This is a genomic window from Massilia sp. Root351 (genome assembly GCF_001425045.1).
Lineage (GTDB): Bacteria > Pseudomonadota > Gammaproteobacteria > Burkholderiales > Burkholderiaceae_D > Rugamonas.
This window is the reverse complement of the sequence record NZ_LMDJ01000023.1, coordinates 566,271-591,924: the sequence shown is the minus strand read 5'-3', so window position 1 is coordinate 591,924 and position 25,654 is coordinate 566,271. Positions and strand designations below refer to the sequence as shown.

Genomic DNA, 25,654 nt, shown 5'->3' with positions numbered 1-25,654 from the left:
CGGGTTGCAACCGCCTTGCCGGCCGGCCCCCGGCTTTAATTCACACGCGCCCTCCGGGGCGCGTTTTACCATCCATCGACCATGCCCATGACCAAGCCCGCCACGCTCCTTGCAACGCTGTTCGCCACCTCGCTGCTAAGCGCCATGCCCGTCCTCGCCGCCGAGCCCCGCGGGACGGCCTCCGACCACACCAGGGGCCTGCAAGCGCAGCCCGGCTTCATCGACCTCTGGCGCGACAGCGACAAGGGCAGGGTGCTGCTGTCCGTGGCCGCGCTCGAGCAGCCCTTCCTGCTGGTCAGCTCCCTGCCGTACGCGCTGGGCTCGAACGACGTGGGCCTGGACCGTGGCCAGCCGGGCGAGGTGAAAGTGGTGCGTTTCCAGAAGCACGGCGCCCGCCTGTTCCTTGTGCAGGACAACACCCGCTTCGTGGCCAACTCGCGCGACGCCGGCGAGCGCGCTGCGGTGGCCGAATCGTTCGCCGGCGCCGTGCTGTGGGCCGGCGACATCCTGGCCAGCGACGGCGGCAAGCACCTGGTGGACTTCTCCAGCTTCCTGCTGGCCGACCAGCACGGCGTGGCGGGCCGCATCGCCGCCGCCAGGCAAGGCGCCTACAGCGTGGACCCCAAGCGCAGCGCGGTGCTGCCGGACCTGGCCAGGAGCTTCCCCGACAATACGGAGCTTGAAGCATTGCTGACCTTCCAGGGGCCGGGCCAGGGTGACTTCGTCAAGCAGGTGGCGGCCGACCCGGCCAGCCTGTCCATGCGCCAGCACATCAGCCTGGTGCGCCTGCCGGACACCGGTCCCGGCGCCGTGTCACGCTACCAGCCGCGCCCCTACCATCCCGCATCCGGCGGATTCGACACCGGCTATTCCGACTTCGCCACGCCGCTGGCCAAGAGCCTGGACGTGCGCTGGCAGGTACGCCACCGCCTGGAGAAGTCCGATGCCGCCGCGGCGGCCGCAGGCCTGCCCAGTCCGGTGAACAAGCCCATCGTCTTCTACGTCGACCGTGGCGCACCTGAGCCGGTGCGCAGCGCCTTGCTGGACGGCGCGCGCTGGTGGGCCAGCGCCTTCGAGAAGGCCGGCTTCAAGGATGCCTACCGCGTGGAACTGCTGCCCGAGGGTGCGGACGCCATGGACGTGCGCTACAACGTCATCACCTGGACCCACCGCGCCACGCGCGGCTGGTCCTATGGCAATGCGCTGGCCGATCCGCGCACCGGCGAAATCATTCGCGGCGCCGTCAACCTCGGCTCGCAACGCGTGCGGCAGGACATCCTGATCGCCGAGAGCCTGCTGGCGCCGTACGGCAAGGACGCCGCCCCGGACAAACAGAAACTGGCCGAAGCCATGGCCCTGGCGCGCCTGCGCCAGCTGTCCGCACACGAGGTTGGCCATACGCTGGGCTTCGCCCACAACTTTGCCGCCAGCCGCCACGGCAACGGCTCGGTGATGGACTATCCCCATCCGGTCCTGAAGATCAATGCGCAGGGCGAGATCGACTTGCAGGACGCCTATGGCGCCGGCCTCGGCCCGTGGGACGACCACGTGGTCAAGCACGTCTACGGCCAGTTCCCCGGCGACGAGCAGGCGGCGCTGGCCAAACTGCGCGCCGAAGCGCGTGCCGCCGGCCTGGAGTACAGCGGCGACAGCGACGCCCGCTCGGCCGGCTCCGTCCATCCGCAAGGCCTGCTGTGGGACTTCGGCCCCGACTCCATCAAGACCTGGGACAACCTGACCGCCGTGCGCCGCCGCGCGCTGGAGCGCTTTTCCTTCGACGTGCTGCCGGACGAGCGCCAGGCCGGCGAACTGGAAGCGCGCCTGGTGCCGGTGTATCTGCTGCAGCGCTACCAGGGCGAAGCGCTGGCGCGCCTGATCGGTGGCGGCGACTTTGAATACGCCACCAGCGGCGACGTGAAGGCCGGGCTGGCAAAGGGCGGGGTGCGCACGGTTCCCGCTGCGACCCAGCGCCAGGCGCTGGCCCGGCTGGCCGACTCCTTGCGCGCCGAATACCTGGCGCTGCCGGCCAAGGTGCTGGACGCGCTCACGCCGCCGGCGCAAGGCTATGAGCGCAGCCGCGAGTACTTCCAGGGCCGCATGGACAGTGTGTTCGACGCGTTGTCGGCGGCGGAGGCCGGGGCTGCGCACAGTGCCGGCTTCCTGCTGGACCCGGCGCGCCTGAACCGCCTGTCCTGGCAGCACGCGCGCGACGCGCAGCAGCCCGGCGCGGCGGAGACCTTGAACCTGCTGCTGCAGCGCACCTGGAAACGCGAACCCATCCCGGCGTCCGTGGTGGGGGGCGAGGCGGTGCAGACAGCCGCCAACTGGGTGCTGCTGGACGCCACGCTGAACTTGCTCGACGGCGGCAAGCTGCATGCGGGCGTGCAGGCCGAGTTGCGCGGCGTGGCGAGCGAGTTTGCCGCGTGGCTGGCGAAAAATCCGGGGCAGGGCGCCACGGCGGCCAGCCGCAAGCAGGCTGCCGACCTGGTGCGCGCCTACCTGGCCGACCCGCGCAGCGTAAAGCTGCGCGCCATGCCGTCCGTCCCGCCCGGCGCGCCGATCTGACCATCTGCGCACCAAGCTGGCGCCCCGCAATGGTGCGAACGCACCGTCGCGCGGCGTCGCTGGCATTGCCCAAACCCAGTCAAATCAAGCGCTTAGCAATTCGCACCAAATTGGTACGAAATTTGCTTATAAGAACATTCTTTAATTGACTTTGCATTCTTTTGGGGAGTGGCTGGTATGGCTGGTAACAATTCTGGTGCAGACGCGCTGTTTATCCTGCTCGGCGCCATCATGATTTTGGCAATGCACGCGGGTTTTGCCTTCCTGGAACTGGGCACGGTGCGCAAGAAGAACCAGGTCAACGCCCTGGTGAAGATTCTGGTCGATTTCGCCGTGTCCACCATCGCCTATTTTTTCATCGGCTACGGCATCGCCTATGGCGTGGACTTCTTCGCCAGCGCCGAGGTGCTGGCGGCCAGGAACGGTTACGAGCTGGTGAAGTTCTTCTTCCTGCTCACCTTTGCCGCCGCCATTCCTGCCATCATCTCCGGCGGCATCGCCGAACGGGCGCGCTTCAATCCGCAGCTGATCGCCACCGCGCTGCTGGTCGGCTTTGTCTATCCCTTCTTTGAAGGCATGGTCTGGAACCAGCGCTTCGGCTTCCAGCAATGGCTGCTGCACAGCTTTGGTGCGGAGTTCCACGACTTCGCCGGTTCGGTGGTGGTGCACGCCATGGGCGGCTGGATCGCGCTGCCGGCTGTGCTGCTGCTGGGTGCGCGGCGCGGACGCTACATGAAGAACGGCGCCATCGCGGCGCATCCGCCGTCGTCTATCCCCTTCCTGGCCCTGGGCGCATGGATACTCACCGTGGGCTGGTTCGGCTTTAACGTGATGAGCGCGCAGGCGCTCGACAAGATGAACGGCCTGGTGGCGGTGAATTCGTTGATGGCCATGGTGGGCGGCACCCTGGTCGCGGTCCTGATGGGCAAGAACGACCCCGGCTTCGCCTACAACGGCCCGCTGGCCGGGCTGGTGGCGGTATGCGCCGGCTCCGACCTGATGCACCCGCTGGGCGCGCTGGTCACCGGCGGCATCGCCGGCGCCGTGTTCGTGTGGATGTTTACTCTGGCGCAGAACAAATGGAAGATCGACGACGTGCTGGGCGTGTGGCCGCTGCACGGCCTGTGCGGCGCCTGGGGCGGCATCGCGGCCGGCATCTTCGGCCTGAAGGGGCTGGGCGGCATGGGCGGCGTGTCCTTCGTCTCGCAGCTGACCGGCACCGCACTGGGCGTGGCCATCGCCGGTGTGTCGGGCTACGTCATCTACGGCCTGCTGAAAGCCACCCTCGGCCTGCGGCTCGACCCCGAACAGGAATTCCAGGGCGCCGACCTGTCGGTGCACCGCATCACATCCACCCCGGAGCGCGAGTCGAACTGGTAAGCCTCCGTTCCGATAGGCTATAGTTGCGGGGTGTGCGATAGATCAACATGAACAGAAAGGCAAGCCATGCAAGCATGCTCCGTAGGCCTGATCGGATATGGCCTCGCCGGCAAAGTGTTCCACGCGCCGCTGATCGCCGCCGCCGCTTCGTCGGGCCTGAGGCTGGCGCGCATTTCCAGCAGCAGCGCCGACGCGGACGAGGTGCGGCGCAGCTATCCGGGCGTGGTCCTGGACGCCGGGCCGCAGGCCATGCTGGCCGACCCGCACATCGGCCTGATCGTCGTCGCCACACCCAACGCCAGCCACTATGCGCTGGCGCGCGCCGCGCTGGAAGCCGGCAAGCATGTGGTGATCGACAAGCCCTTCGTGGTGTCGTCGGAGCAGGGCGAAGCCCTGGTCGCACTGGCGAACGGGAAAGGCCTGCTTCTCAGCGCCTTTCACAACCGCCGCTGGGACAACGACTTTCTTACGCTGCGCAACTGCATCGAATCCGGCCGGCTGGGACAGGTGCACTCCTACTTCGCCCATTTCGACCGTTATGCTCCGCAGGTGAAGACGCGCTGGAAAGAGGAGCAGCAACCGGGCGCTGGCATCCTGTGGGACCTGGGCTCCCATCTGATAGACCAGGCGCTTCAGCTGTTTGGCATGCCGCGCGCAGTGACGGCGGACCTGTCCGTGCAGCGCGCGGGCGCGCTGGTGGAGGACTATTTCCACCTTACGATGGACTACGGCCATTGCAAGGCGGTGCTGCGTGCCGGCATGCAGGTGTGCGCGCCCGGTCCGCGCTACGAGGTACACGGCACGCAAGGCAGCTTCTCAAAATACGGCATAGACGGGCAGGAAACCGCCTTGAAGCATGGCGCCAGGCCGGGTGACAAGGGCTGGGGCGGCGACGAAGGCGCTCACTACGCCACGGTGACCGTGATGGCCGCCGGCGTCCCGGTGGCCGAACGCTTGCCCACGCTGGCCGGCAGCTACGAAAGTTACTACGCCGGCATGGGGCGGGCGATCAACGCCGGCCTGCCGGTCCCGGTGGCGGCGGCGGATGCGCTCAACGTGGTGCGCGTAATCGAGGCAGCCCAAGCCAGTCACCGCGAGCGCCGTACCGTCGATTTTCCGTTGTAAATGGCCCCCGGCGCCGCGTCCTGTGTAGCCCTGCTCAGCCCGGCGCCGCTTAGCGGTGGATCACCACCAGAATCGCCTTGGCCTCGGTCTTGCCCGCATTGCGGATGGCATGATCGAGGTCGCCCGGGTAGCGGGCGGTGCCTCCCATCTTGACCTTCTTCTTGCTGCCGCCCACTTCCAGTTCCATCGCCCCGTGCAGCACCGTCAGGTGCTCGGTGGTGCCTGGGTCGTGCGCCTGCGATACCAGTTCCCCGCCGGTCGCCAGCGTCAGTTCGTACCACTCATACTTGCCTGCCAGTTCCATCGGGCCCAGGATGCGCATCGTGTAGCCGGCGTGGGCGCCGGGCAGCGTGGGCGTCTCGTGGGCGTCCAGCACCCTGATCGTTTCGACACTCTTGCCCGACTCGGACAGCAGTTCGCCGATGGCCACGCCCAGCGCATTGGCCAGCCGCCACGTAATGGCGATAGTGGGGTTGGCCTTCTCGCGCTCGATCTGCGACAGCATGGACTTCGATACCCCCGCGATGCGCGACAGGTCTTCCAGCGTCAGCCCGCGCGCCAGGCGCAGGCGTTGCAGGGCGGCGCCGACTTCCGGCGGGGCGTTGTTTGGGACGGATGCGCTCATGCGGTTTTCATTCTTTTATATGTTGCAAAGTTCACTGGCCTTCGGTAATATCCATTATATTGAACTTGAGTTCGAAATAACGGATTTCAGGAGTGCGGTGAAAAAATTGGAGTAAACTCCACTCAACCCACAGCATAACCCCACACCACCAAAAGAGGAAGATCATGAGCGAGCAAGCGAAAAACGCCTTCTACACCGGCCTGCAGCAGAATCTGGATACCCTGCGCGAACAGGGCCTGTACAAGCCGGAGCGCGTGATCGCTTCCCGCCAGGGATCGGAAGTGGTGGCGCAGGACGGCCGCACGCTCATCAATATGTGCGCCAATAACTACCTGGGCCTGTCCGGCGAAGAGTGGGTGGCCCAGGCCTCCATCGAAGCGACCGAGAAATACGGCTACGGCCTGTCGTCGGTGCGCTTCATTTGCGGCACGCAAACCGTGCACAAGGAACTGGAACAGGCCATTTCCGCCTTCCTGGGCACCGAAGACACCATCCTGTACGCAGCCGCCTTCGACGCCAACGGCGGCGTGTTCGAGCCGCTGTTCGACGAGAACGACGCCATCATTTCGGACGCGCTGAACCACGCCTCCATCATTGACGGCATCCGCCTGTGCAAGGCCGCGCGCTTCCGCTACGCCCACAACGACATGGCCGACCTGGAAAAGCAGCTGCAGGACGCCGCCGGCAAGCGCAACAAGATCATCGTCACCGACGGCGTGTTCTCCATGGACGGCACCATCGCCCAGCTGGACAAGATCGTGGAGCTGGCCGAGAAATACGGCGCGCTGGTGTTGATCGACGAATGCCACGCTTCCGGTTTCATGGGCAAGACCGGGCGCGGCACCCACGAGCATCACAATGTGCTGGGCAAGATCGACATCATCACCGGCACCCTGGGCAAGGCCCTGGGCGGCGCCATGGGCGGCTTCACCTCCGGCCGCAAGGAAGTGATCGACACGCTGCGCCAGAAGTCGCGCCCTTATCTGTTCTCCAATACCCTGGCGCCCTCGATCGCCGGCGCCTCGCTGGCCGTGCTCAAGCGCCTGTCCGCCTCCACCGAGCTGCGTGACCGCCTGCACGAGAACACCGCCTACTTCCGCAAGGAGATCGAGCGCATCGGCTTCACCATCAAGCCGGGCACCCACCCGGTGGTGCCGGTGATGCTGTTCGAAGCGCCCGTAGCGCAGAAGTTCGCTGCACGAATGTACGAGCTGGGCGTTTTGCTCAGCGGCTTCTTCTACCCCGTAGTACCGATGGGCCAGGCCCGCGTCCGTGTGCAGCTGTCCGCCGCCCACACCCGCGCGCAACTGGACACGGTATTGGCAGCATTCGAGCAGGCAGGCCGGGAACTCGGCTTGCTGAAGAACTAAATCAGAGAACAGAAAGCACAGCATGGAACGCATTTTAGTAATTGGCGCAAACGGCCAGATCGGCAGTGAACTGGTGGACGCGCTGGCGCAGAAACATGGCGCCCAAAACGTCATCGCCACCGACATCGGCGCCAAAAATGTCTACAACGCAGCGCGCTACCAGGTGCTGAACGTGTTGGACAAGGACGCACTGGCAACCCTGGTGGCTTCCGAAAACATCACCCAGGTGTACCAGCTGGCGGCCATGCTGTCGGCCACCGGCGAGGCGGCCCCGCTGAAGGCCTGGACCCTGAACATGGACGGCCTGCTCAACATCCTGGAAGTTGCGCGGGTGCGCGGCGCCGAGGGCAAGCCGCTGCGCGTGTTCTGGCCATCGTCGATCGCCGCCTTCGGCCCCAACACGCCGTCGCACGACACGCCGCAGCTGACCATCATGGACCCGACCACCATCTACGGCATCAGCAAGCTGGCCGGCGAGCGCCTGTGCGAGTACTACTTCCTGAAATACGGCGTGGACGTGCGCAGCATCCGCTACCCGGGCATCATCAGCTACAAGTCGCCTCCGGGCGGCGGCACCACCGACTACGCCATCGCCATTTTCCACGCGGCGCTGCGCGGCGAGACCTACGAGTGCTTCCTCGGCCCGCAGACCACGCTGCCGATGATCTACATGCCCGACGCCATCCGCGCAACTGTGGAATTGATGGAGGCACCTGCGTCACAAATTAAAGTCCGTTCCTCATATAATGTGGCCGGCGTGTCGTTCAATCCCGCGCAGCTGGCCGAGGCGATTACCCGCTCCGTGCCGGGGTTCAGGATCGAATACAAGCCGGACAGCCGCCAGGCGATTGCCGATACCTGGCCGCACAGTCTGGACGACTGCCACGCGACCGCCGACTGGGGCTGGCGAGCCAAGGTCGGCACCGAAGAGATGGTCAAGGACATGCTGGCGAACATCGACGTCAGCCTGGGCCAGGCCGCCTGAATAGCTACCCGCTAACTACTATAAAGAGACATCCAATGGACATGAGCGTTTTCGACCTGTTTAAAATCGGCATCGGGCCATCCAGTTCCCACACCGTGGGACCGATGGTGGCGGCGCGCCGTTTCCTGGTCGACGCCGGTCCGCTGGATGACGTGGTAGAGGTGGAAGCTGCCCTGTATGGCTCGCTGGCGCTGACCGGCGTCGGCCACGCCACCGACAAGGCGGTGATCCTGGGCCTGATGGGCGAGACGCCGCAGCATGTCGATCCCACGCAAGTGGACGCCATGCTCGCTGCGGCCGAAGCGAACAAGGAGCTGAAGCTGCTCGCCACCCATGCGGTGCCGTTTACGCGCGCGCAGAACCTGCTGTTCCACAAGGCCGAAACGCTGCCCGAGCACCCGAACGGCATGCGCTTCACGCTCAAGCGCGCCGACGGCTCGGTGCTGAGCAAAGTTTACTACTCGGTGGGCGGCGGCTTCATTCGCGAAGAGGGCGAGACCGGCGGCATCGACGGCCGGCCAGCGGTCGAGTTGCCATATCCGTTCGACACCATGGCCCAGCTGCTGGAACACGGCAAACGCACCGGCCTGACCATCCCGCAAATGCTGCGCGCCAATGAGCTGATGCGCGTTTCGGAAGATGAGCTGAACGCCGGCGTGGACCGGATCTGGCACGTGATGCGCGACTGCATCGCGCACGGGCTGGAAACCGCCGGCCAGCTGCCGGGCGGCCTGAATGTGAAACGCCGCGCTGCCGGCCTGTGGCTGCAAGCCAGAGGCGGCGACGTCGCCAACGCGCTGCCGCACGACGCGCTGCACCAGGTGAGCTTGTACGCGATGGCGGTGAACGAGGAAAACGCCGCCGGCGGCCGCGTTGTCACGGCGCCCACCAATGGCGCGGCGGGCATCATCCCGGCAGTGCTGCGCTACTACGCGGAAGACTGCCATCCGAGCGATCCGGTCAAGGGCGTGCGCGAGTTCATGCTGACGGCTGCGGCCATCGGCATGCTGTGCAAGCGCAACGCGTCCATTTCGGGCGCCGAAATCGGCTGCCAGGGCGAAGTCGGCGTGGCTTGCGCGATGGCCGCGGCCGGCCTGGTGGCGGCACTGGGCGGCACCAACCTGCAGATCGAGAACGCGGCCGAAATCGGCATCGAACACCACCTCGGCATGACCTGCGATCCGATCGGCGGGCTGGTGCAGATCCCCTGCATCGAGCGCAACGGCATGGGCGCGGTGAAGGCCATCACCGCCGCCTCGCTGGCGCTGAAAGGCGACGGCACCCACTTCGTCAGCCTGGACGACGTGATCGAAACCATGCGCCAGACCGGCGCCGACATGCAGGTCAAATACAAGGAAACCTCGCTGGGCGGCCTCGCCATCCACGTAGTCACCGTGAACCACGCCGCCTGCTGACAACGGCAAGCAGCGCCAGGCCGGAGAGCATCAGCGCCCATTGGCCCGGCTCGGGCACCATGGTTACTGCAAAGCTGTCCAGCATGGTGGCGTCGTTGAAGCGCATGGTCAGCGTGTGCGACGAGTCCACCACGCCGCCACAGCATACGTTCGCATCCAGGTAGGCGCCGACATAGAAGGCCTGGCCGGGATTGAGCAGGTATGAAACCGTGGTGGTGACGGAGCCTGTGTCGTAGAGGAACTTCTGGTCCCGCGCGAAGATCGCGGGCAAGCTTGCGCAGCCAGGCCCGGTTGCCGTCCGAAGAATCGGGCAGGTGCTGCCGCTCGCCGCATTCTGATTGTAGTCGAACGCATAGCCTTCAACGTCGAACAGGCTCACCGCGAAGAACGAATGGTTGTATCCCGCGCCGGCGACGGCAGGGGAGAACTGCGAGTCGAGCGTTACGCTCACTGTCAGCTCGAACGGCGTCGCGCCGGAGTAGCGGTAGCCTTGCACGCCCCAAATATTGGCGTCGGCCATGGACGTCTCGCCGTTCGGCGCATCCGGCACATAGTCGGCATTGCTGGCGGCATAGGTTTTCAGGATAGGCAAATACGCGCCCGCGTCAGCCGTGGCCAGCGACCATGCTTCGCCCCGGGGGCTCGAAGCGCTGGAGCTGGCACCCGACTGCCAGCGCGTCGTGCTGCCATTCAGCGTCGGGTTGACCGGGTTGCAGCGCGACATATCGGACCGGTAGCGGCAGTCCCATGTGGCGGAATAGCCGTCAGCGGCAAAACTGGTTTGAGTGGGCGTGGCGTACACTGGAGCGCTGCCCAGTCCGCACACAAAGGAAATTGCCAGCAGCAGACGACGCATGAATGCCTCCAATGTAAAAATGACATCAAAGTACGTCGCCGGATTTTAGCATTAAATGCTGGTGCTGGCCGGGCCTTACGTTTACGTACTTGACTCCCGCCAGCGCCCGGTTTTCCACGTTCGGGATGATCCCTAACCGGTCGCGCTCAAGAAGGTAGACGGCACCGTTGTGACCATAGGGAAGCTTGCCGATCTTCTGCTGCGCGGGGTTTGGGCACAGCGGCTGGCGGGCGTGGTTGATCGCGTTAGCGCCTGCCCACCAGGCGCGCGTGCAACAGTTCGCGTTCGGCGCCGGGCGGAGACAGATAGCTGAGCTTGCCGGCAACGATGGTCGCCACCGGCAGTCCATCGCGGAACAGGATGCGGTTGCCCGGCACGGCGGGCACCTTGTCGCCGGGCAGCAGCGTGCCGCACAGGTTGAGCGGGTCCACGCCGGAGATGCAGGCCAGGTTGCCGTTGTGCTGGCGCCGCCGCACTTCGCGCAGCAAGGGGATGGCTTCGGGCAGCGCGAACTGTTCGCCGGAGAAGCCCGCCACGAAGCGCCCGCCACGGATTTCTCCGCGCGCTTCCAGCCGGTGGTAAACCGGCAGCAGTTCGCGCCAGGACGGCAGCCACGATGCCTCGCGCTCCAGCAAGCGCCAGAACATCACGCCATAGCGCCGCAGCAGGATCATGGCGACGTACTCCAGCGTCTCGGGTGGCAGGCGCGGCTTGCGGGCAGGTTTGCCGGGTGTGGAGGTGCTGGCGCTGGCTCCGGCGGGGCGGACCGCCGAGAGCCCGGCTGCGGGCGGGGCTAGCGCGCTGGCCGTGTTTGCGGCGTCGCGCCGGACCAGCGCCCAGCGGCCCGCTTCTTCCATGGTAGGGCCGGCGCCCCGGCGGCGGCGCTTGTCGTTGCTGGCGCGCTTGGATGCGGGCAGCAGCATGGCGCGCATGCCGGCAAAGCTGTCGGCGTTCACCAGGCCGAGCGACACCAGCTCGCCGAGCGCGTTTTCCAGCTCCACCGGCAGCATGCGCGCGTCTTGCTGCAGTTCGTCCAGGAACATGGCGCCGTGGCGCTGCAGCAGTTCCAGCACGGCGGCGGCGCGGGACGACACCTCGGGCGGTTCGCTGGCGCCGTTCAAGCCGTGCCACAGCGCGGCCTGGCGGCGCGGCAGCAGTACGATGGGCGTGCTGCGCACCGGACCGCCCGCTGCTGAGCGCGGCGCGCCGACGCGGGTCCACACCACTTTGCCGGCGCGGCACAGGTCGTCCAGCCACAGGATGGAGTAGTCGCGCAGGCGCGGCGCCAGCAGGTCGGCTTCCCAGGCGCCGGCGGCCGCTTCGTAGCCCTCCAGCTGGGCCAGCACGGCGGGCAGCGCGTCCTGGCCTTGCAGTTGCGTGTCGTCCGTGAGGTGCTGCCAGTCGAACAGGAAGCGCATGAAGTCCTGCTGCTCGACAGGCTCGATTTCGCGCCGCAGCCGCCTGATGGTGTAGCGGTGGATGCGCGCCAGCAGGTGCCGTTCGCACCATTCTTCCTCCGCCACGCCGGGTGTGAACCGGCCGCGCATGACGTAGCCTTCGCTTTCCAGTTGGGCCAGGGCGATGGCGGCGGTGCTTTCGGGCAGTGCCAGTGCGCTTGCGATGGCGGCCAGCGGCTGCGGCCCGAAGCCGGTGAGGCGGGCGCGCAGTAGCTCGACCAGCCCGGCGTCGCGCGTCCAGTCGTCCGGGCCGTTGCCGCGATGGCTATCGGGGACAGTCAGCGCCGGGGCCGCCGTGGCGCCGGGATAAACAGCTTGCAGGCAGTCCAGGCGTTCGAGGGCGACCCACAGATCAGGTCCGCCGCCACCTGTGGCTGCGGGATCGCCGGCGCTACCGCTGCCGCCGCCCCGCAGGCGGGTGGCGCGGCCTTGGTGTGCGAGGGCCGCCAGCCATGCCGGCCAGCCCTCCTGCCGCTGCGCCTCTTCGTGGGTCAGGCAGGCCAGCGCAACGAGTGCTTCCTGCATTTCGTCTTCGGTGCGCGCGTTTGGCCAAGCGTCCTCAGCCACCCCGGCGATGGCGTCCGCGTCCAGCGCGCCCAGATCGCCGGCACTGGCGGGATCGGTCCAGCGGCGGTTGATCACGGCTTGCGTGCGGCGCTCTTCCAGCGGTGCATCGTCCAGGAAGGCGTAGGGGCGGGCGTTCAGGATTTCCATGGCCAGCGGGGAAGGCGCGGGCAGGTCGCGCGCAAGCAGGCGCACGTGACCCGCCTCCATGCGGCGCAGCAGCGCCAGCCAGCCTTCGCTGTCCATGGCGTCATGCAGGCAGTCATCGAGCGTCTGGTCCACCAGGGGATGGCTGGGCAGTTCGCGTTCGCCCACGATGTTTTCCAGGCACGCCGCCTGGTCCGGAAACACCGACGCCAGCAGGTCGTCGCTTTTCATGCGCTGCAGTTGCGGCGCGACCTTGCGGCCACCGGTGAAGCGTGGCAGGGCCAGGGCGGTGGTGGCGTTCCAGCGCCAGCGCACGTTAAAGAGCGGGGCGTCCAGCAGGGCTTGTACCAGGATCTGCTCGGCGCTGCTGGAGCGCAGGTAGCGCCATACTTCGTCCAGCGGGAAGCTGTGGCTGGTCGATAGAGAGAGGATGATGGCGTCTTCGGTGGCGGCGGCCTGCAGTTCGAAGTTGAAGGTGCGGCAGAAGCGCTTGCGCAGCGCCAGGCCCCAGGCGCGGTTGATGCGGCTGCCGTAAGGCGCGTGGATCACCAGCTGCATGCCACCGGATTCGTCGAAGAAGCGTTCCATCACCAGCGTATTCTGCGTCGGCAGGGCGCCCAGGGCGGCGCGCGCCACGGCCAGGTAGTCGACGATCTGGCGCGCGGCTGCGTCGTGCATGCCGAGATGCTCTTCCAGCCAGGCCACGGCGCGGTCCAGCGCTGCCTCACCGCCGCCGCTGGCGGCCGCAGCCAACTCCCGCTCGATCTCGCTGCGCAGGCGCGCCACGCCGGCGGACAGTTCATCGCTGCGTCCGGGCGCCTCGCCCAGCCAGAACGGAATGTTGGGCGCTGCGCCGTGCGCGTCCTCCACCCGCACCTTGCCTGCCTCGACCTTCATGATACGGTAGGACGTGTTGCCGAGCTGGAAGACGTCTCCCGCCAGGCTTTCCACGGCGAAGTCCTCGTTCACCGTGCCCACCGACTGCCCCTGTGGCTCCAGCAGTACCGTATAGTCGGCATTGTCCGGGATGGTGCCGCCCGACGTGACGGCGGCCAGCTTGCCGCCGCGCCGTCCGCGCAGCGAACGGCTGGCCGCGTCGCGGTGCAGGTAGGAGCCCCGTACGCCGTTGCGCGTCGTGTAGCCTTCGGCCAGCATGCGCAGCACCTGGTCGTAGCGCGCCCGCCCCAGCTGCGCGTAGGGCTGCGCACGGCGCACCAGCTCGAACAGCTCGTCCTCGCTCCATTCGCGGCACGCCACTTCGGCTACGATCTGTTGCGCCAGCACGTCCAGCGGCGCCGACGGTATGCGCAACGCATCCAGCTCGCCGCGCCGCACGCAGTCCAGCAGCGCGGCACACTCGATCAGGTCGTCCCGTGAGGTGGGAAACAGGCGCCCCTTGGGCATGCCGCCCACGTGGTGGCCCGAGCGGCCCACGCGCTGCAGCAGGGAGGCGATATTGCGGGGCGAGCCCACCTGGCACACCAGGTCCACGTCGCCGATGTCGATGCCCAGCTCCAGGGACGCGGTGGCGATCAGCACCTGCAGCTCGCCCTTCTTGAGCCGCTGCTCGGCCGCCAGCCGGTATTCCTTGGCCAGGCTGCCGTGGTGCGCGGCCACGTGCCCGGCGCCCAGCCGGTCTCCCAGGTGGCGCGCGATGCGCTCCGACAGGCGCCGCGTATTGACAAAAATGAGTGTGGTCCGGTGCAGTACCACCAGCTCGGCCATGCGGTCGTAGACACGCTCCCACACTTCGTTCGGCAGCACTGCTTCAAGCGGAACCGGCGGCAGTTCCAGCGCCAAGTCGCGCGCACGCACGTGGCCCACGTCCACCACGGCGCATGCATGGTCGCCGCCGCCGCCGACCAGGAAATCGGCCACTGCGGACAAGGGCTTTTGGGTGGCCGACAGGCCCACCCGCACCGGACGTTGCCCGTCCGGTGCATTCAGCGCGCACAGCGCATCCAGCCGCTCCAGGCTGAGCGTGAGGTGGCTGCCGCGCTTGCTGCCCGCCACGGCGTGGATCTCATCCACGATCACGGTGCGCACGGTCGACAGCATGGCGCGTCCGCTGTCGGAACCCAGCAGCACGTACAGCGACTCGGGCGTGGTGACGAGGATGTGCGGCGCGCGCCGCCGCATGGCGTTGCGCTCGGCGGTGGTGGTGTCGCCGGTGCGCACGGCGGCGCGGATGCCGTGCGGCGGCATGCCCATGGCCGCCAGTTGCGCGCCAATGCCTTCCAGCGGCGCCTCCAGATTCAGGCGGATGTCGTTCGACAGCGCCTTGAGCGGCGATACATACAGTACCCGGGTTTCGTCCGGCAGCGGGCCGCCGCTGCTGGCGCGCACCAGCGCGTCGATGGCGGCCAGGAAGGCGGTCAGGGTCTTGCCCGAACCGGTGGGCGCGGCCACCAGCGTGGGCCGGCCGGCCTGGATCTGCGGCCAGGCGCGTTGCTGCGCCTCGGTGGCGGATGGGAAAGCCGCACCGAACCACGCCGCAACGGCGGGATGGAAGTCCCCGGCAAGGCCAGGCAATGGCGTGCGCTTGTTCATAGCGGTTCAGGTGGGGGCGCCGCCGTGGATGGCAAGGGGGCCGGCCTGCCTGGCGCCTAGCGCGCAGCCCTGGCGCGCAGCGCTTCCAGCGTTTTGGGCAGGCTGTCCTTGCTCATGCTGTCCACGATCCAGCCAGCGCCCAGCGGTACGGGACCGGGATCGGTGTAGACATAATACTGCACCACGGTCCTGGCGCCGTCGCCGGCGACGGGCGAGAGCTGCCAGTAGCCGTCCGTTCCAGCGATGGTTTCCTCGGGTCTCAACCCGGCGGACGGCGCCATGATCCACGCCAGCCGGCACTGCTGCGCGCTGACTGTTGGCGTCATTTCCAAGCGGTATTTCTTAACTTTTCCAAGTGGCAACTTGAGCGTCATATCGACCAGCGGATTGCCGCTGGCTGCCTTGGACAGGGCCGTGTGCGACACGCTGGGCATGAAGCCCGGATAGGCGGCGTAGTCCTGGATGATGGCGCACAGCCTGGACATGGGTGCGCCGATGATGGTGGCCGCGACGAAGGCCTTGCCTTTCGGCTCAGCCTTCGAGTGCACTTCGTGCAGTGTGACTTCCTTCTCGGACAGCCTGGCCGGGTCGATCGCCTCGGCCGCACCGGCGCCCAGGCACAGCAGGGCGGCGGGCAGTGCCAGCAGGGTGGTGCGCGTCATCACAGTTCCCTTTCCACGCCTGCGCGGATAGCTTCCACATCCACCTTGCGCAGGTACGATTCAATATTTTTCCAGACCGAATGGTAGCCGTAGCCGCCTTCCTTCATTTCCCGCAGCGCGTCTTCCTTGCTGCGCTGCTGGTACAGGATGCGGTACATGGCCGTCACCAGGCCGGTGCGGTCGGCGCCGTGCTGGCAGTGCAGCAGCACCGGCCCGTGCTGCTCGGCCGCGCGGATGGCGCGCAGCGCCTGGATGATCTTGCCGTCGCTGATGTCCCAGGTGTTGATCGGCACACTGACCGGCTTGATGCCGCTGCCGCGCAGGACTTTCTTGTCATTGTGGAAGGCGCGCAGGCTGACCACGGTCTTGATGCCCAGGGCCTGCAGCCGCTTGACGTCGTCCGGCCGCAGCAGCGCGCTGCGGAACAAGGTCGGCGTCACGCTGTACAGGTTGCCGGGCTCGTGGATCAGGGTGGCCCAGTCCTGGTTGCGCGCGGTCACTGCCTCAACTTGCGCGGGCTTAGCCGGCGAAGCAGCCGTCGCTGTCGCTGCTGCGGTGGCAGTCATGAGGGCTGCAAGCAACGCGGCGCAGGCCATGGCGGACGGCGCCTTCATGCCGCACGCGCGCTGGCGAACTGCCGCGGCGCTTCCGGTTGAGCGAGTACGCGCTCCAGCACCCGGCGGGCCGCGTCGGGCCTGCCCAGCGCGCGCGCCTTCCCGGCCATTTCCGCCAGGCGCGCCGGATCGCGCAGCAGCAGTTGCACGCGGTACTCCAGCGTTACGTGATCGAAGGCCTTCAGCGCCACACCTTGCTCGAGCAGGAAGTCGGCGTTGCGTTCCTCCTGGCCGGGGATGGGCGAGTTGACGATCATTGGCAGACCCATGGCCAGGCACTCGGACGTGGTCAGCCCGCCCGGTTTGGTGATCACCAGGTCCGCGCATGCCATCAGGCGCTCCACCTGGCTGGTGAAGCCTTGCGCCAGCAGCCGGCCCGGATGGCGCAGCGCCAGCTGCTGCAGGGCCGTCAGCGCCTGCGCGTTTTTACCCGCCAGCACGATCAGCTGGAAGTCGCCCTCCAATGCGAGCAGGCGCGCGGCCACGGTGTGCAGGCTGCCCAGGCCGGCGCCGCCGCCCATCATCAGCAAGGTGGGGCGCGCCGGGTCCAGCCCGAACGCTGCCGCGCAGGCCGCGCGCGGCAGCGGCTGGCCGAATGCCGGCATGATGGGGATGCCCGTCTGGTGCACGCGCGCGGCGGGCACACCTGCGGCGCGCATGCGGAACGCCACCTCGTCATTGGCGGCAAAGTAGCCCGCCATGTTGTCTTGTATCCACAGCCGGTGCAGGTCGAAGTCGGTCACTTGCACCCACACCGGGCAATGCAGCTCGCCCTTGGCAATGGCGCGCGACAGCAGCTCGGCTGGCAGGAAGTGGGTGCAGATGATGGCGTCGGGCTGGAAGGCGCCGATTTCCTTCATCAGTGCGCGCGTGTTGAGCCGCTCCACGCCGCGCCGCAGCCGCTGCATGGAACTGCGTGCCGGCGCGTCATGCGTGGCCTGGTACAGATAGCCCCACAGCGCGGGCAGCTTGTTCACCAGCGTGATGTAGAAGTCGGTGTAGAGCTTGCGGAAGCCGGCGCTGACGTAATCCATCACGTCCAGATGGATGGCTTGCACGCTGTCGCCGGCATGGGCGCGGATCGCCTCGGCGGCGCGCATGTGGCCGGCGCCGGCCGACACGCTGAGGAGCAGGATCTTTTGCGGTTTCATGGGAGTACGAGAGTGCGGAAATGACAATCATACCAGATTGCTTTTTTGGTAAAATCACCTGTCGCGCCCTTATTCGAAATATACATAAAACAATGCGATATAACAGCAAAGGCCGAGCCGCACTATAATAGGCGCTCGATTTCGCACGCCAACCGGACTTTCTCATCTATGCAATATGTGTCTACCCGCGCCGCAGCGTCGGCCGCATCGCAGTCTCCGCAACAGTTCTCCGATATCCTGCTGGGCGGCCTCGCGCCGGACGGCGGCCTGTATCTGCCCACCGAGTACCCGCAAGTGACCGGCGCCGAGCTCGACGCCTGGCGCAAGCTGTCCTATGCCGAACTGGCTTTCGAGATCCTGAAGAAGTTCGCCACCGACATTCCGGAAGCCGACCTGAAGGCGCTGACCGCGAAGACCTACACCGCCGACGTGTACCGCAACGCGCGCGAGGGCGAATCGCCCGCCGACATCACGCCGCTGCGCGTGCTGGAAGAATCCAAGGGCAGGAGACTGGTGCTGCAGGCGCTGTCGAACGGCCCCACGCTGGCCTTCAAGGACATGGCCATGCAGTTGCTGGGCAACCTGTTTGAATATGCGCTGGCCAAGAAGAACGCTGAACTGAACATCTTCGGCGCCACCTCGGGCGACACCGGCAGCGCCGCCGAATACGCCATGCGCGGAAAGAAGGGTATCCGCGTATTCATGCTGTCGCCGCACAAGAAGATGAGCGCCTTCCAGACCGCGCAGATGTTCAGCCTGCAAGATCCGAACATCTTCAATATCGCCGTCGAAGGCGTGTTCGACGACTGCCAGGACATGGTGAAGGCCGTATCGAACGACCTGCCTTTCAAGGCCAAACAGAAGATCGGCACCGTCAACTCCATCAACTGGGCGCGCGTCGTGGCCCAGGTGGTGTACTACTTCCGCGGCTACCTGGCCGCCACCGCCAGCAACGACCAGAAGGTGTCCTTCACCGTCCCGTCGGGCAATTTCGGCAACATCTGCGCCGGCCACATCGCCCGCATGATGGGCCTGCCGATCGACAAGCTGGTGGCCGCCACCAATGAAAACGACGTGCTGGACGAATTCTTCCGCACCGGCGTGTACCGCGTGCGCAAGTCCGCCGAGACTTACCATACCAGCAGCCCGTCGATGGACATCTCGAAAGCTTCCAACTTCGAGCGCTTCATCTACGACCTGGTGGGCCGCGACGCCGAGCGCACCCGCGCGCTGTTCCTGAAGGTGGAAACCCACGGCGGCTTCGACCTGTCCGGCTACCCTGGCAGCGACGGCGACGAGTTCACCAAGGTGGCCCAGTACGGCTTCAAGTCCGGCAAGTCCACCCACAAGGACCGCCTCGACACCATCCGCGACGTGGCCGACGACTACGGCATCGTGATCGACACCCACACCGCCGACGGCATCAAGGTGGCGCGCGAGAACCTGGAACCGGGCGTGACGATGATCGTGCTGGAAACCGCGCTGGCGGCCAAGTTCAACGAAACCATTCTGGAAGCGCTGGGCGAGGATGCCGAGCGTCCGGCCGGCTTCGAAAACATCGAGGCGCTGGAGCAGCGTTTCGTCGTGATGCCGGCCGACGTGGCCAAAATGAAGGACTACATCGCCACCAATACGGGACTGTAATTGATGAAACCTCTGATGCCGGTGCGCGAGGCGCTCGACCTCATGCTGGCCGCCGCGCGCCCGGTGGCGGACGTGGAAACGCTGTCCACGCTGGCAGCCAACGGCCGCGTGCTGGCGCAGGCGCAGGTCTCGGGCATGAACGTGCCCACGCACGACAACACCCAGATGGACGGCTACGCCGTGCGCGCGGCCGACTGCGCCAGCGGTGCTGCCACGCTGACCGTGTCGCAGCGCATCCCGGCCGGCCACGTCGGCCAGCCGCTGCTGCCCGGCACGGCGGCGCGCATCTTCACCGGCGCCCTGATACCCGAGGGCGCGGACGCGGTGGTGATGCAGGAGCAGTGCGAGCTGACCGGCAACGTCGTCACCATCGGGCACGCCCCGAAGTCCGGCGAGTGGATACGCCGTGCCGGCGAGGACATCAGCAACGGCAGCGTGATCCTGCCCGCGGGTACCCGCCTGCGCAGCCAGGAACTGGGGCTGGCCGCCTCGGTCGGCCTGGCCGAACTGCCGGTGCGGCGCAAGCTGCGCGTGGCGGTGTTTTTCACTGGCGATGAGCTGGCCATGCCCGGAGAGCCGCTGGCGCCTGGAGCCATCTACAACTCCAACCGCTTCACCCTGCGCGCGCTGCTGGAAAACCTGGGCTGCGAAATCAGCGATTTCGGCATCGTGCCCGACTCGCTGGACGCCACCCGCTCCGTGCTGCGCCAGGCCGCAGAAGGCAACGACTTGATCATCACCTCCGGGGGCGTGTCCGTCGGCGAGGAAGACCATATCAAGCCTGCGGTGGAAGCGGAGGGCCGCCTGAACATGTGGCAGATCGCCGTCAAGCCGGGCAAGCCGCTGGCCTTTGGCGAGGTGAGGGATGCATTCTTTGTCGGCTTGCCCGGCAATCCGGTGTCGAGTTTTGTCACCTTCCTGCTGTTTGTGCGGCCGTTCATCCTGCGCATGCAAGGCGTGGGCGATGCGAAAGCGCTGGCGCCGAAGGCCTACCAGCTGCGCGCCGATTTCAGCTGGCCGAAAGCCGACAGGCGCAACGAATTCCTGCGGGCGCGGCTGAACGAGCAGGGCGGGCTGGAGCTGTTCATGAACCAAAGCTCCGGCGTGCTGACGTCCACGGTGTGGGGCGACGGACTGGTCGACAACCCTCCCGGCCAGGCCATCCAGCCCGGCGACACGGTGCGATTTATCCCATTTTCCGAATTGATTTGATAGTTGAGATGAACGTTACTCTGAAATTCTTCGCCAGCGTGCGCGAAGCGGTGGGCACCTCCACCGAAATGCTTGAACTGCCCGCCGGTGTGGACACGGTGGCGGCCATCCGCGCGCTGCTGGTGGCGCGCGGCGGCGCCTGGGAGCAAGCCCTGGGTGAAGGCCGCGCCTTGCGCATGGCCTGCAACCAGGTGATGTGCCAGCCGGAGACGGTGGTCAAAGAGGGCGCCGAAGTGGCGTTCTTCCCGCCGGTTACCGGCGGCTGAGGCCGGGACGAATCAGGACCGTGTGTTGGGCTTGTTCGCCTTGGTGGGCTTGCCCACCGCGTCGCAGGGCGCGCACTCCTGATTCTTGCGGTAGCGCCGGTACTGCGTGCCGACGAAAATGGCGGCCGCCACGGCGGCCCACACGCCGGCGCTCAGGATGTCGGCCTGGGTTGGCGTGCCCTTCACGTATTCCACACCGGCCAGTATGGCGAACAGCGGCACCGCCGCCAGCAAATAGCGCTTGATCCAGAATGCTGCACCCATGACTGCCCCTCGAGTTGGTGGATGTGGTAGATGCGTGCCAGTATGCCCTAGAATGCCGGATTGCCTCAATATTTCACCCGGGATTCCCCCATGCAGTCTCAGAACAATCATGTATTTCGCGTCGCCGTCATTGGCGGCGGCCCGGCCGGCCTGATGGCGGCGCAAACGCTGGCGCAGCGTGCCGACCCCGCCCGTCCGCTGCAGATCGACGTCTACGACGCCATGCCCTCGGTGGGCCGCAAGTTCCTGCTGGCCGGGCGCGGCGGCATGAACATCACCCACGCCGAGGCGTACCAGACCTTCGTCACCCGCTACGGCAAGCGTGCCGCCATCCTGCAGGCCATGCTGGACGCCTTCGGGCCGCAGCACGTGCGCGACTGGGTGCATGGCCTGGGCATCGAGACCTTTGTCGGCACCTCCGGCCGCGTGTTCCCCACCGAGATGAAGGCCGCGCCGCTGCTGCGCGCCTGGCTTCACCGCTTGCGCGAGCTGGGCGTGCATTTCCACCAGCGCCACCGCTGGACAGGCTGGGACGAGGATGGCGCGTTGTTGCTGGCCACGCCGGACGGCGAACTGCCCGTTGCGGCCGACGCCACCATCCTGGCGCTGGGCGGCGCCAGCTGGGCGCGGCTGGGCTCGGACGGCGCCTGGGTGCCGGTGCTGGAGCAACGGGGCGTGCAAGTGGCGCCGCTGCTTCCGGCCAACTGCGGCTTCGACGTGCACTGGAGCGCGCATTTCAGTGCCAGGCACGCGGGGGAGCCGCTGACCACGGTGGCCATCACCTCGACCGGGGCGGACGGGCAGCCGTTCCGCAAGCAGGGCCAGTTTGTCGTCACCGCCACCGGCGTCGAGGGCAGCTTGATCTACGCGCTGTCGGCCGCCTTGCGCGACCAGATCGCTGCCGATGGCAGTGCGCTGATCCACCTGGATCTGCTGCCGGACCTGGACGCGGCCAGGGTGGTGGATGAACTCAGCCGCCCGCGCGGCTCGCGCTCCATGGCCAGTCACTTGCAGAGCCGTTTGGGCATCAAGGGCGTGAAGGCAGGCTTGCTGCGCGAGTGCGCCAGCGCGGAACAGTATGCCGACCCGGCGCAGCTGGCGCGGGCGCTGAAGATGCTGCCGGTGCGCTTGCGCGCGCCGCGCCCGATTGACGAGGCGATCAGCACCGCCGGCGGAGTGCGCTTTGAAGCCATGGAGGGGATGATGCTGAAGGCGAAGCCGGGTGTGTTCGTGGCCGGGGAGATGCTGGACTGGGAAGCGCCCACCGGAGGCTATCTGCTGACGGCCTGCCTGGCCAGCGGCCAGGCGGCGGGTGAGGATGTGCTGCGCTGGCTGCGGCCGGTGGCGCCCCTGCGGAGCTAAGCCGCCCTGCGACAGCTGCCACGCGCGGGGCGCGGGGGGAGGCGCAGCGCGTATCAGCCGCGGCCCGGCTCAATGATCCCAGCTAACCTCGCCGGAACCGGTGCGGCTCACATTGCGGTTGTCGGGGTTGCCGAACACGCGGATGTCGCCGCTGCCGTTCAGGGTCAGCTCCACCGATTTGCGGGCGAACACGTTGGTGGTGCCCGAGCCTTTCAGGTTCACCACCACCTGGTCCGACGCCAGGTGCTGCGCATCCAGGTCGCCCGAGCCGGTCAATTCGGCGTTCAGGCTCTTGCAGCTGCCGCTGCTGCGGATCTGGCCGGAGCCGACCATCTCCAGCGTCACCACGTCGCTGGCGCCGGTGTTCAGCGTCAGGTCGCCGCTGCCGTGCAGGCCCGCGTCGACTTTCTTGAAGCGGCCGTTGAAGTTCAGGTTGCCCGGCCCGTGCACTTGCACCGACAGCTTTTCTCCGCTGAAGCCGTTGACCGTGCTGTCGCCGCTGCCGTGGATTTCCAGCTCGGACAGCGAAGGCAGTACCAGCTCCACCTGCAACGGCCGGCGGTGGTGGAACAGCATGCCCTTGGTGCCGATGTGCAGTGTGTTGCCTTCCTGTTCGGTTTCCACGTTGCCCAGCAGGCGCTGTTCGCCGCGCACCTTGAGGGATGGCTTGTCGCCCTGGCGCAGGGTCAGGTCGATCGGGCCGCTCAGTTCGACGGAGGTGATGCCGTGGCTGATATCGCGCGTCTCGCTGGCCGGCGCCCGGCCTTGCGCACTGGACGGATTGGTGGCGCCGTGCGCGCGCAGCATGCTGTAGGAGACGGCGATCAGCACGAATGCCAGCAACAGCATACTGATTCCGACTTTGAGTAAGGCTTTCATGGTGTGCTCCTGTCCGCCTTAGCGGCCCCGCAACAGCGAGGAATTCATCTGGATATAGCGCTTGATGCCGACGATGGTGTACTTGGTCACCACTAGGCTGAGCAAACTGAGCAGGATGCCGACTATCACCAGCGTCATGCCCAGCACCGACTGCGTGGTGCGCGATTCGCCGTCCAGGTCGGTCGAGATGTGCACCGCGCTGGTGGCCATGCGCTCGGCTTTCTCGATGATCTTGCCGGAGCGGCTGTTGCTGTCGTCGCCGTCGGCGTTGTCCGCATCGGCCTGGCCGGCGTCCGGCGCGGCGTCGTAGCCGTCCATCGGTTCCTGGTAGATCTGGATGCCCTGGTGGTCGATGGCGATCTTGGTCTGGGTGCGGTGGCCTTCGCCGTCGCGGCCGTCGAAGTGGATGAATTCGCGCAGCGGGCCATCCAGTACCAGTTCGTTGGTGCCCGACAGGCCGCTGGCGGTGATCACGATGCCGCTCAGGTAGAAGCTGAAGGCGCACACGTAGATGGTGGCCAGCAGCGCGGCGTACACCATGGCCGGCACCACCATGAACAGGTTGAAGATGGCCAGTCCGGCCACCGACACGGCCATGCGGGCGGCGTTGACCGGGGTTTTCTTTTGTTCAAAGGCGGACAGGTGGACGTTGGCGCGCAGCGTCATGGCGATCTTGCGCGGTTCGCCCAGGTCGGCGGCGATTTCCTGCTCGGTGCGCCCGGCCATTACGCCGTCGACGAAACGCTGCTCATAGTAGGCCAGGGTCTTGGCGACCGTGTCCGGCGGCAGTCCCGCCAGGGCTTTTTGCAGCGCGTCCAGGTAAGCCTGCTTATCCATCCAGAACTCCCGCGGTTAAAACGATACGTGTTGCGACAGGGAAACTGCCGCGCTGAAGTGTTCGCTCAGCACGATGGCAACCGTGCTGGCGGCCACGATGGCCAGCACTGCCAGGGTTTTCAAAGTCAGTCCGAGTGTCATTTGCAGCTCCGTCCTTAGGTCCATATTGATTCACTACCGATGATGCGACTGTACGCAAACGAACTTGTACAGACCACCGGTGTGCGACAGGATGCATAAATGACGGGGCAGACGACGTATGACGGGGATAGCCGGGGATGGTTTGCAGCTGAGCCATGCTGGGGCGGTTATTTGTTTTTAAGCAATATTTTGACTGCCGCCACACCGCTGCGCACGGCGCTTTCCAGCGTGGCGGGGTAGTTGGCGGCCGCGTCATCGCCCGCAGTGTAGTCGCCTGCCAGCAGTAGCCCGGGCAGGCCGGTGGCGTTGGCCGGACGGGCGAGGGCGGGAGTGCAGGCGTAGGTGGCGCGCTTTTCCGTGACGACGCGGCTCCAGGAAGGCTGCGCCAGCTCCGGGCGGCGCAGCACGGCGGCCAGCTGCGCGGCGATGGCGGCGGCCAGCGCGGCCTGTCCCAGTCCTGCGGCCTTGCCGGACGCGCTGATGACCACGGCGAGCATGCCCGCCTGCGCCGCATCGAGCTGGCCACGGTCGAACACGAACTGGCCCCAGTGGCCATGGTCTGGATTGTCCAGCAGCGCGTAGAAGGGGATGCCGAGCCGCACGTTCCCATCGTATTGCAGGTAGCAGGTGGTGATGGCCTCGGGTGTAAACGCTTCCAGCTGCGTCGCCAGTGCCTGCAGCGGCGCGAGCCCGCGCAGCATGGCGGCGGTGCCCGGCGCGCCCAGGGCCAGGATGACGGCATCGAATTCGGCGCTCCAGGGGGAGGCCGCGCCGCTTGCCGCAGCCGGGCCGGCAAGCTGTGCAAGGCCGGCGCCGGTGGCGGAAAGTCGCCAGCGGCCATCGGGCAATTGCGCCAGGGCGGTTACCTTGGCGCCGGCGTGCACCGTGCCGCCGCGGCGGGCCACGCAGGCGGCCGCGGCGTCGGGGAACAGGGCGGTCAGGTCGGCGCGCGGGATCAGCATGTCGGATGCCTTGCGGCGCGCGCCCAGGCTGTCGCGCAGCACGTTCAGGAATACCTGGGCCGAGGCGCGGTCGGTCGGCGTGTTCAGCGCGGCCAGGCACAGCGGGCGCCACATCAGCTGGATCAGGCGCGGCGTCTGGTCGAAGCGCTGCAGCAGTTCATCGACGCTGCAATCGGTGTTGAGTTGCCAGTCCATCCAGCGCGCGGTGGTCGAGAAGCGCGCCAGCGACAGCTTGTCTTCGCGCGCCAGGCCCTTCGCGCGCAGCAGCGCGCCCAGCAGGTGCAGCGGCGCGGGCAGGCGCGGAGCCAGGAAGTCCATGCCGCCGGCGCCCGGCGCGTAGCGCATCTGCAGCGGCAGCGACAGCATCGCGGCAGGCAGGTCCACGCCCGCCAGCTTCATCACCCGCAGCGATTCGGCATAGGCGCCCAGCATGATGTGCTGGCCGTTATCGAGCTGGCGGCCGTCCATCTCCACGCGCCGCGCGCGTCCGCCCAGCGTGCGGGCCGCCTCCAGCAGCGTTACCGTGCAGCCGGCGCGCGCCAGCTCCAGCGCCGCCGCGCAGCCGGCCCAGCCGGCGCCGACCACGGCAACGGTGCGCGCAGTCCCCCGTGTCATTTTGCG

21 protein-coding genes are annotated in these 25,654 nt (G+C 67.0%); 10 read left to right on the top strand and 11 right to left on the bottom strand.

Features of this window, described 5'->3' with window-relative positions; translation table 11 throughout:
* Nucleotides 1-87 precede the first annotated feature (87 nt).
* The 3 genes from ASD15_RS19610 to ASD15_RS19600 all read left to right on the top strand — a co-directional run bounded on the left by ASD15_RS19610 (nt 88) and on the right by ASD15_RS19600 (nt 5,070).
* A complete protein-coding gene (locus tag ASD15_RS19610) occupies nt 88-2,565 on the top strand; it encodes a zinc-dependent metalloprotease (protein WP_200954003.1) in 2,478 nt (825 codons plus the stop codon).
* A 177-nt stretch (nt 2,566-2,742) separates the two neighbouring features.
* Nucleotides 2,743-3,945: an ammonium transporter gene (locus ASD15_RS19605; protein ID WP_057156671.1), complete on the top strand. Its 1,203-nt coding sequence runs from the start codon at nt 2,743-2,745 to the stop codon at nt 3,943-3,945.
* Between the two features lie 66 nt (nt 3,946-4,011).
* Complete coding sequence (locus ASD15_RS19600; RefSeq protein ID WP_057156670.1) at nt 4,012-5,070, top strand: oxidoreductase; 1,059 nt, start codon at nt 4,012-4,014, stop codon at nt 5,068-5,070.
* A 49-nt stretch (nt 5,071-5,119) separates the two neighbouring features.
* On the opposite strand, the gene ASD15_RS19595 is transcribed toward ASD15_RS19600, so the two are convergent.
* Nucleotides 5,120-5,695, bottom strand: a complete 576-nt coding sequence (locus tag ASD15_RS19595; protein ID WP_057156669.1) for a helix-turn-helix domain-containing protein — start codon at nt 5,693-5,695, stop codon at nt 5,120-5,122.
* 164 nt (nt 5,696-5,859) lie between these two features.
* Between ASD15_RS19595 and kbl the strand changes: the two genes are divergently transcribed.
* Genes kbl through ASD15_RS19580 form a run of 3 tightly spaced genes read left to right on the top strand, consistent with a single transcriptional unit; the run spans nt 5,860 to nt 9,465 of the window.
* On the top strand, nt 5,860-7,065 hold the full coding sequence (gene kbl / locus ASD15_RS19590) for a glycine C-acetyltransferase (RefSeq protein ID WP_057156668.1): 1,206 nt from the start codon (nt 5,860-5,862) through the stop codon (nt 7,063-7,065).
* A gap of 22 nt (nt 7,066-7,087) precedes the next feature.
* Nucleotides 7,088-8,050, top strand: a complete 963-nt coding sequence (locus tag ASD15_RS19585; protein WP_057156667.1) for an NAD-dependent epimerase/dehydratase family protein — start codon at nt 7,088-7,090, stop codon at nt 8,048-8,050.
* A 35-nt stretch (nt 8,051-8,085) separates the two neighbouring features.
* Nucleotides 8,086-9,465 (top strand): L-serine ammonia-lyase, encoded by a 1,380-nt coding sequence (locus ASD15_RS19580; protein ID WP_057156666.1) that lies wholly within the window; start codon nt 8,086-8,088, stop codon nt 9,463-9,465.
* Here ASD15_RS19580 and ASD15_RS32935 read toward each other — a convergent pair.
* From ASD15_RS32935 to ASD15_RS19555, 5 genes are all read right to left on the bottom strand, one after another.
* Complete coding sequence (locus tag ASD15_RS32935) at nt 9,440-10,321, bottom strand: PEP-CTERM sorting domain-containing protein (RefSeq protein ID WP_200954001.1); 882 nt, start codon at nt 10,319-10,321, stop codon at nt 9,440-9,442. The genes ASD15_RS19580 and ASD15_RS32935 overlap by 26 nt on opposite strands.
* Nucleotides 10,322-10,566: 245 nt before the next feature.
* Nucleotides 10,567-15,039: a DEAD/DEAH box helicase gene (locus ASD15_RS19570; RefSeq protein WP_057156664.1), complete on the bottom strand. Its 4,473-nt coding sequence runs from the start codon at nt 15,037-15,039 to the stop codon at nt 10,567-10,569.
* Between the two features lie 56 nt (nt 15,040-15,095).
* Nucleotides 15,096-15,701, bottom strand: coding sequence for a hypothetical protein (locus ASD15_RS19565; RefSeq protein WP_057156663.1), 606 nt, complete (start codon nt 15,699-15,701; stop codon nt 15,096-15,098).
* A complete protein-coding gene (locus ASD15_RS19560) occupies nt 15,701-16,267 on the bottom strand; it encodes a dual specificity protein phosphatase family protein (RefSeq protein WP_082551992.1) in 567 nt (188 codons plus the stop codon). The genes ASD15_RS19565 and ASD15_RS19560 overlap by 1 nt, the downstream gene beginning before the upstream one ends.
* A gap of 44 nt (nt 16,268-16,311) precedes the next feature.
* Nucleotides 16,312-17,466 carry a glycosyltransferase gene (locus ASD15_RS19555; RefSeq protein ID WP_057156661.1) on the bottom strand — a complete coding sequence of 385 codons (1,155 nt, stop codon included), beginning with the start codon at nt 17,464-17,466 and terminating at the stop codon, nt 16,312-16,314.
* 168 nt (nt 17,467-17,634) lie between these two features.
* On the opposite strand from ASD15_RS19555, the gene thrC reads away from it, so the two are divergent.
* The 3 genes from thrC to moaD are packed head-to-tail and all read left to right on the top strand — an operon-like array spanning nt 17,635 to nt 20,588.
* Nucleotides 17,635-19,110 carry a threonine synthase gene (gene thrC, locus ASD15_RS19550; protein WP_057156660.1) on the top strand — a complete coding sequence of 492 codons (1,476 nt, stop codon included), beginning with the start codon at nt 17,635-17,637 and terminating at the stop codon, nt 19,108-19,110.
* Nucleotides 19,111-19,113: 3 nt separating this feature from the next.
* Nucleotides 19,114-20,322, top strand: coding sequence for a gephyrin-like molybdotransferase Glp (gene glp / locus ASD15_RS19545; protein WP_229418266.1), 1,209 nt, complete (start codon nt 19,114-19,116; stop codon nt 20,320-20,322).
* Nucleotides 20,323-20,330: 8 nt separating this feature from the next.
* Nucleotides 20,331-20,588, top strand: a complete 258-nt coding sequence (gene moaD, locus ASD15_RS19540; RefSeq protein ID WP_057156658.1) for a molybdopterin converting factor subunit 1 — start codon at nt 20,331-20,333, stop codon at nt 20,586-20,588.
* 12 nt (nt 20,589-20,600) lie between these two features.
* Here the strand turns inward: moaD and ASD15_RS19535 are convergent, their stop codons facing one another.
* On the bottom strand, nt 20,601-20,852 hold the full coding sequence (locus ASD15_RS19535) for a hypothetical protein (protein WP_057156657.1): 252 nt from the start codon (nt 20,850-20,852) through the stop codon (nt 20,601-20,603).
* Nucleotides 20,853-20,942: 90 nt separating this feature from the next.
* On the opposite strand from ASD15_RS19535, the gene ASD15_RS19530 reads away from it, so the two are divergent.
* On the top strand, nt 20,943-22,214 hold the full coding sequence (locus ASD15_RS19530; RefSeq protein WP_057156656.1) for a TIGR03862 family flavoprotein: 1,272 nt from the start codon (nt 20,943-20,945) through the stop codon (nt 22,212-22,214).
* Nucleotides 22,215-22,283: 69 nt separating this feature from the next.
* On the opposite strand, the gene ASD15_RS19525 is transcribed toward ASD15_RS19530, so the two are convergent.
* From ASD15_RS19525 to hpnE, 4 genes are all read right to left on the bottom strand, one after another.
* Complete coding sequence (locus tag ASD15_RS19525) at nt 22,284-23,093, bottom strand: head GIN domain-containing protein (RefSeq protein ID WP_057156655.1); 810 nt, start codon at nt 23,091-23,093, stop codon at nt 22,284-22,286.
* A gap of 18 nt (nt 23,094-23,111) precedes the next feature.
* A complete protein-coding gene (locus tag ASD15_RS19520) occupies nt 23,112-23,930 on the bottom strand; it encodes a DUF1700 domain-containing protein (protein ID WP_057156654.1) in 819 nt (272 codons plus the stop codon).
* 15 nt (nt 23,931-23,945) lie between these two features.
* Nucleotides 23,946-24,071: a hypothetical protein gene (locus ASD15_RS33545; RefSeq protein ID WP_267877831.1), complete on the bottom strand. Its 126-nt coding sequence runs from the start codon at nt 24,069-24,071 to the stop codon at nt 23,946-23,948.
* A gap of 167 nt (nt 24,072-24,238) precedes the next feature.
* A complete protein-coding gene (gene hpnE, locus ASD15_RS19515) occupies nt 24,239-25,648 on the bottom strand; it encodes a hydroxysqualene dehydroxylase HpnE (protein ID WP_057156653.1) in 1,410 nt (469 codons plus the stop codon).
* Nucleotides 25,649-25,654: the final 6 nt, after the last annotated feature.

Bases quoted from the DNA above. Each gene is read 5' to 3' on its own strand.
- ASD15_RS19605 (WP_057156671.1), top strand. From the start codon at position 2,743: ATGGCTGGTAACAATTCTGGTGCAGACGCGCTGTTTATCCTGCTCGGC.
- kbl (WP_057156668.1), top strand. From the start codon at position 5,860: ATGAGCGAGCAAGCGAAAAACGCCTTCTACACCGGCCTGCAGCAGAAT.
- ASD15_RS33545 (WP_267877831.1), bottom strand. From the start codon at position 24,071: ATGACACTCGGACTGACTTTGAAAACCCTGGCAGTGCTGGCCATCGTG.
- ASD15_RS19530 (WP_057156656.1), top strand. From the start codon at position 20,943: ATGCAGTCTCAGAACAATCATGTATTTCGCGTCGCCGTCATTGGCGGC.
- ASD15_RS19525 (WP_057156655.1), bottom strand. From the start codon at position 23,093: ATGAAAGCCTTACTCAAAGTCGGAATCAGTATGCTGTTGCTGGCATTC.
- ASD15_RS19585 (WP_057156667.1), top strand. From the start codon at position 7,088: ATGGAACGCATTTTAGTAATTGGCGCAAACGGCCAGATCGGCAGTGAA.
- thrC (WP_057156660.1), top strand. From the start codon at position 17,635: ATGCAATATGTGTCTACCCGCGCCGCAGCGTCGGCCGCATCGCAGTCT.
- ASD15_RS19520 (WP_057156654.1), bottom strand. From the start codon at position 23,930: ATGGATAAGCAGGCTTACCTGGACGCGCTGCAAAAAGCCCTGGCGGGA.
- ASD15_RS19595 (WP_057156669.1), bottom strand. From the start codon at position 5,695: ATGAGCGCATCCGTCCCAAACAACGCCCCGCCGGAAGTCGGCGCCGCC.
- glp (WP_229418266.1), top strand. From the start codon at position 19,114: ATGAAACCTCTGATGCCGGTGCGCGAGGCGCTCGACCTCATGCTGGCC.
- ASD15_RS19560 (WP_082551992.1), bottom strand. From the start codon at position 16,267: ATGACTGCCACCGCAGCAGCGACAGCGACGGCTGCTTCGCCGGCTAAG.
- ASD15_RS19535 (WP_057156657.1), bottom strand. From the start codon at position 20,852: ATGGGTGCAGCATTCTGGATCAAGCGCTATTTGCTGGCGGCGGTGCCG.
- ASD15_RS19610 (WP_200954003.1), top strand. From the start codon at position 88: ATGACCAAGCCCGCCACGCTCCTTGCAACGCTGTTCGCCACCTCGCTG.
- ASD15_RS19570 (WP_057156664.1), bottom strand. From the start codon at position 15,039: ATGAACAAGCGCACGCCATTGCCTGGCCTTGCCGGGGACTTCCATCCC.
- ASD15_RS19555 (WP_057156661.1), bottom strand. From the start codon at position 17,466: ATGAAACCGCAAAAGATCCTGCTCCTCAGCGTGTCGGCCGGCGCCGGC.
- ASD15_RS19600 (WP_057156670.1), top strand. From the start codon at position 4,012: ATGCAAGCATGCTCCGTAGGCCTGATCGGATATGGCCTCGCCGGCAAA.
- hpnE (WP_057156653.1), bottom strand. From the start codon at position 25,648: ATGACACGGGGGACTGCGCGCACCGTTGCCGTGGTCGGCGCCGGCTGG.
- ASD15_RS32935 (WP_200954001.1), bottom strand. From the start codon at position 10,321: ATGCGTCGTCTGCTGCTGGCAATTTCCTTTGTGTGCGGACTGGGCAGC.
- ASD15_RS19580 (WP_057156666.1), top strand. From the start codon at position 8,086: ATGGACATGAGCGTTTTCGACCTGTTTAAAATCGGCATCGGGCCATCC.
- ASD15_RS19565 (WP_057156663.1), bottom strand. From the start codon at position 15,701: ATGACGCGCACCACCCTGCTGGCACTGCCCGCCGCCCTGCTGTGCCTG.
- moaD (WP_057156658.1), top strand. From the start codon at position 20,331: ATGAACGTTACTCTGAAATTCTTCGCCAGCGTGCGCGAAGCGGTGGGC.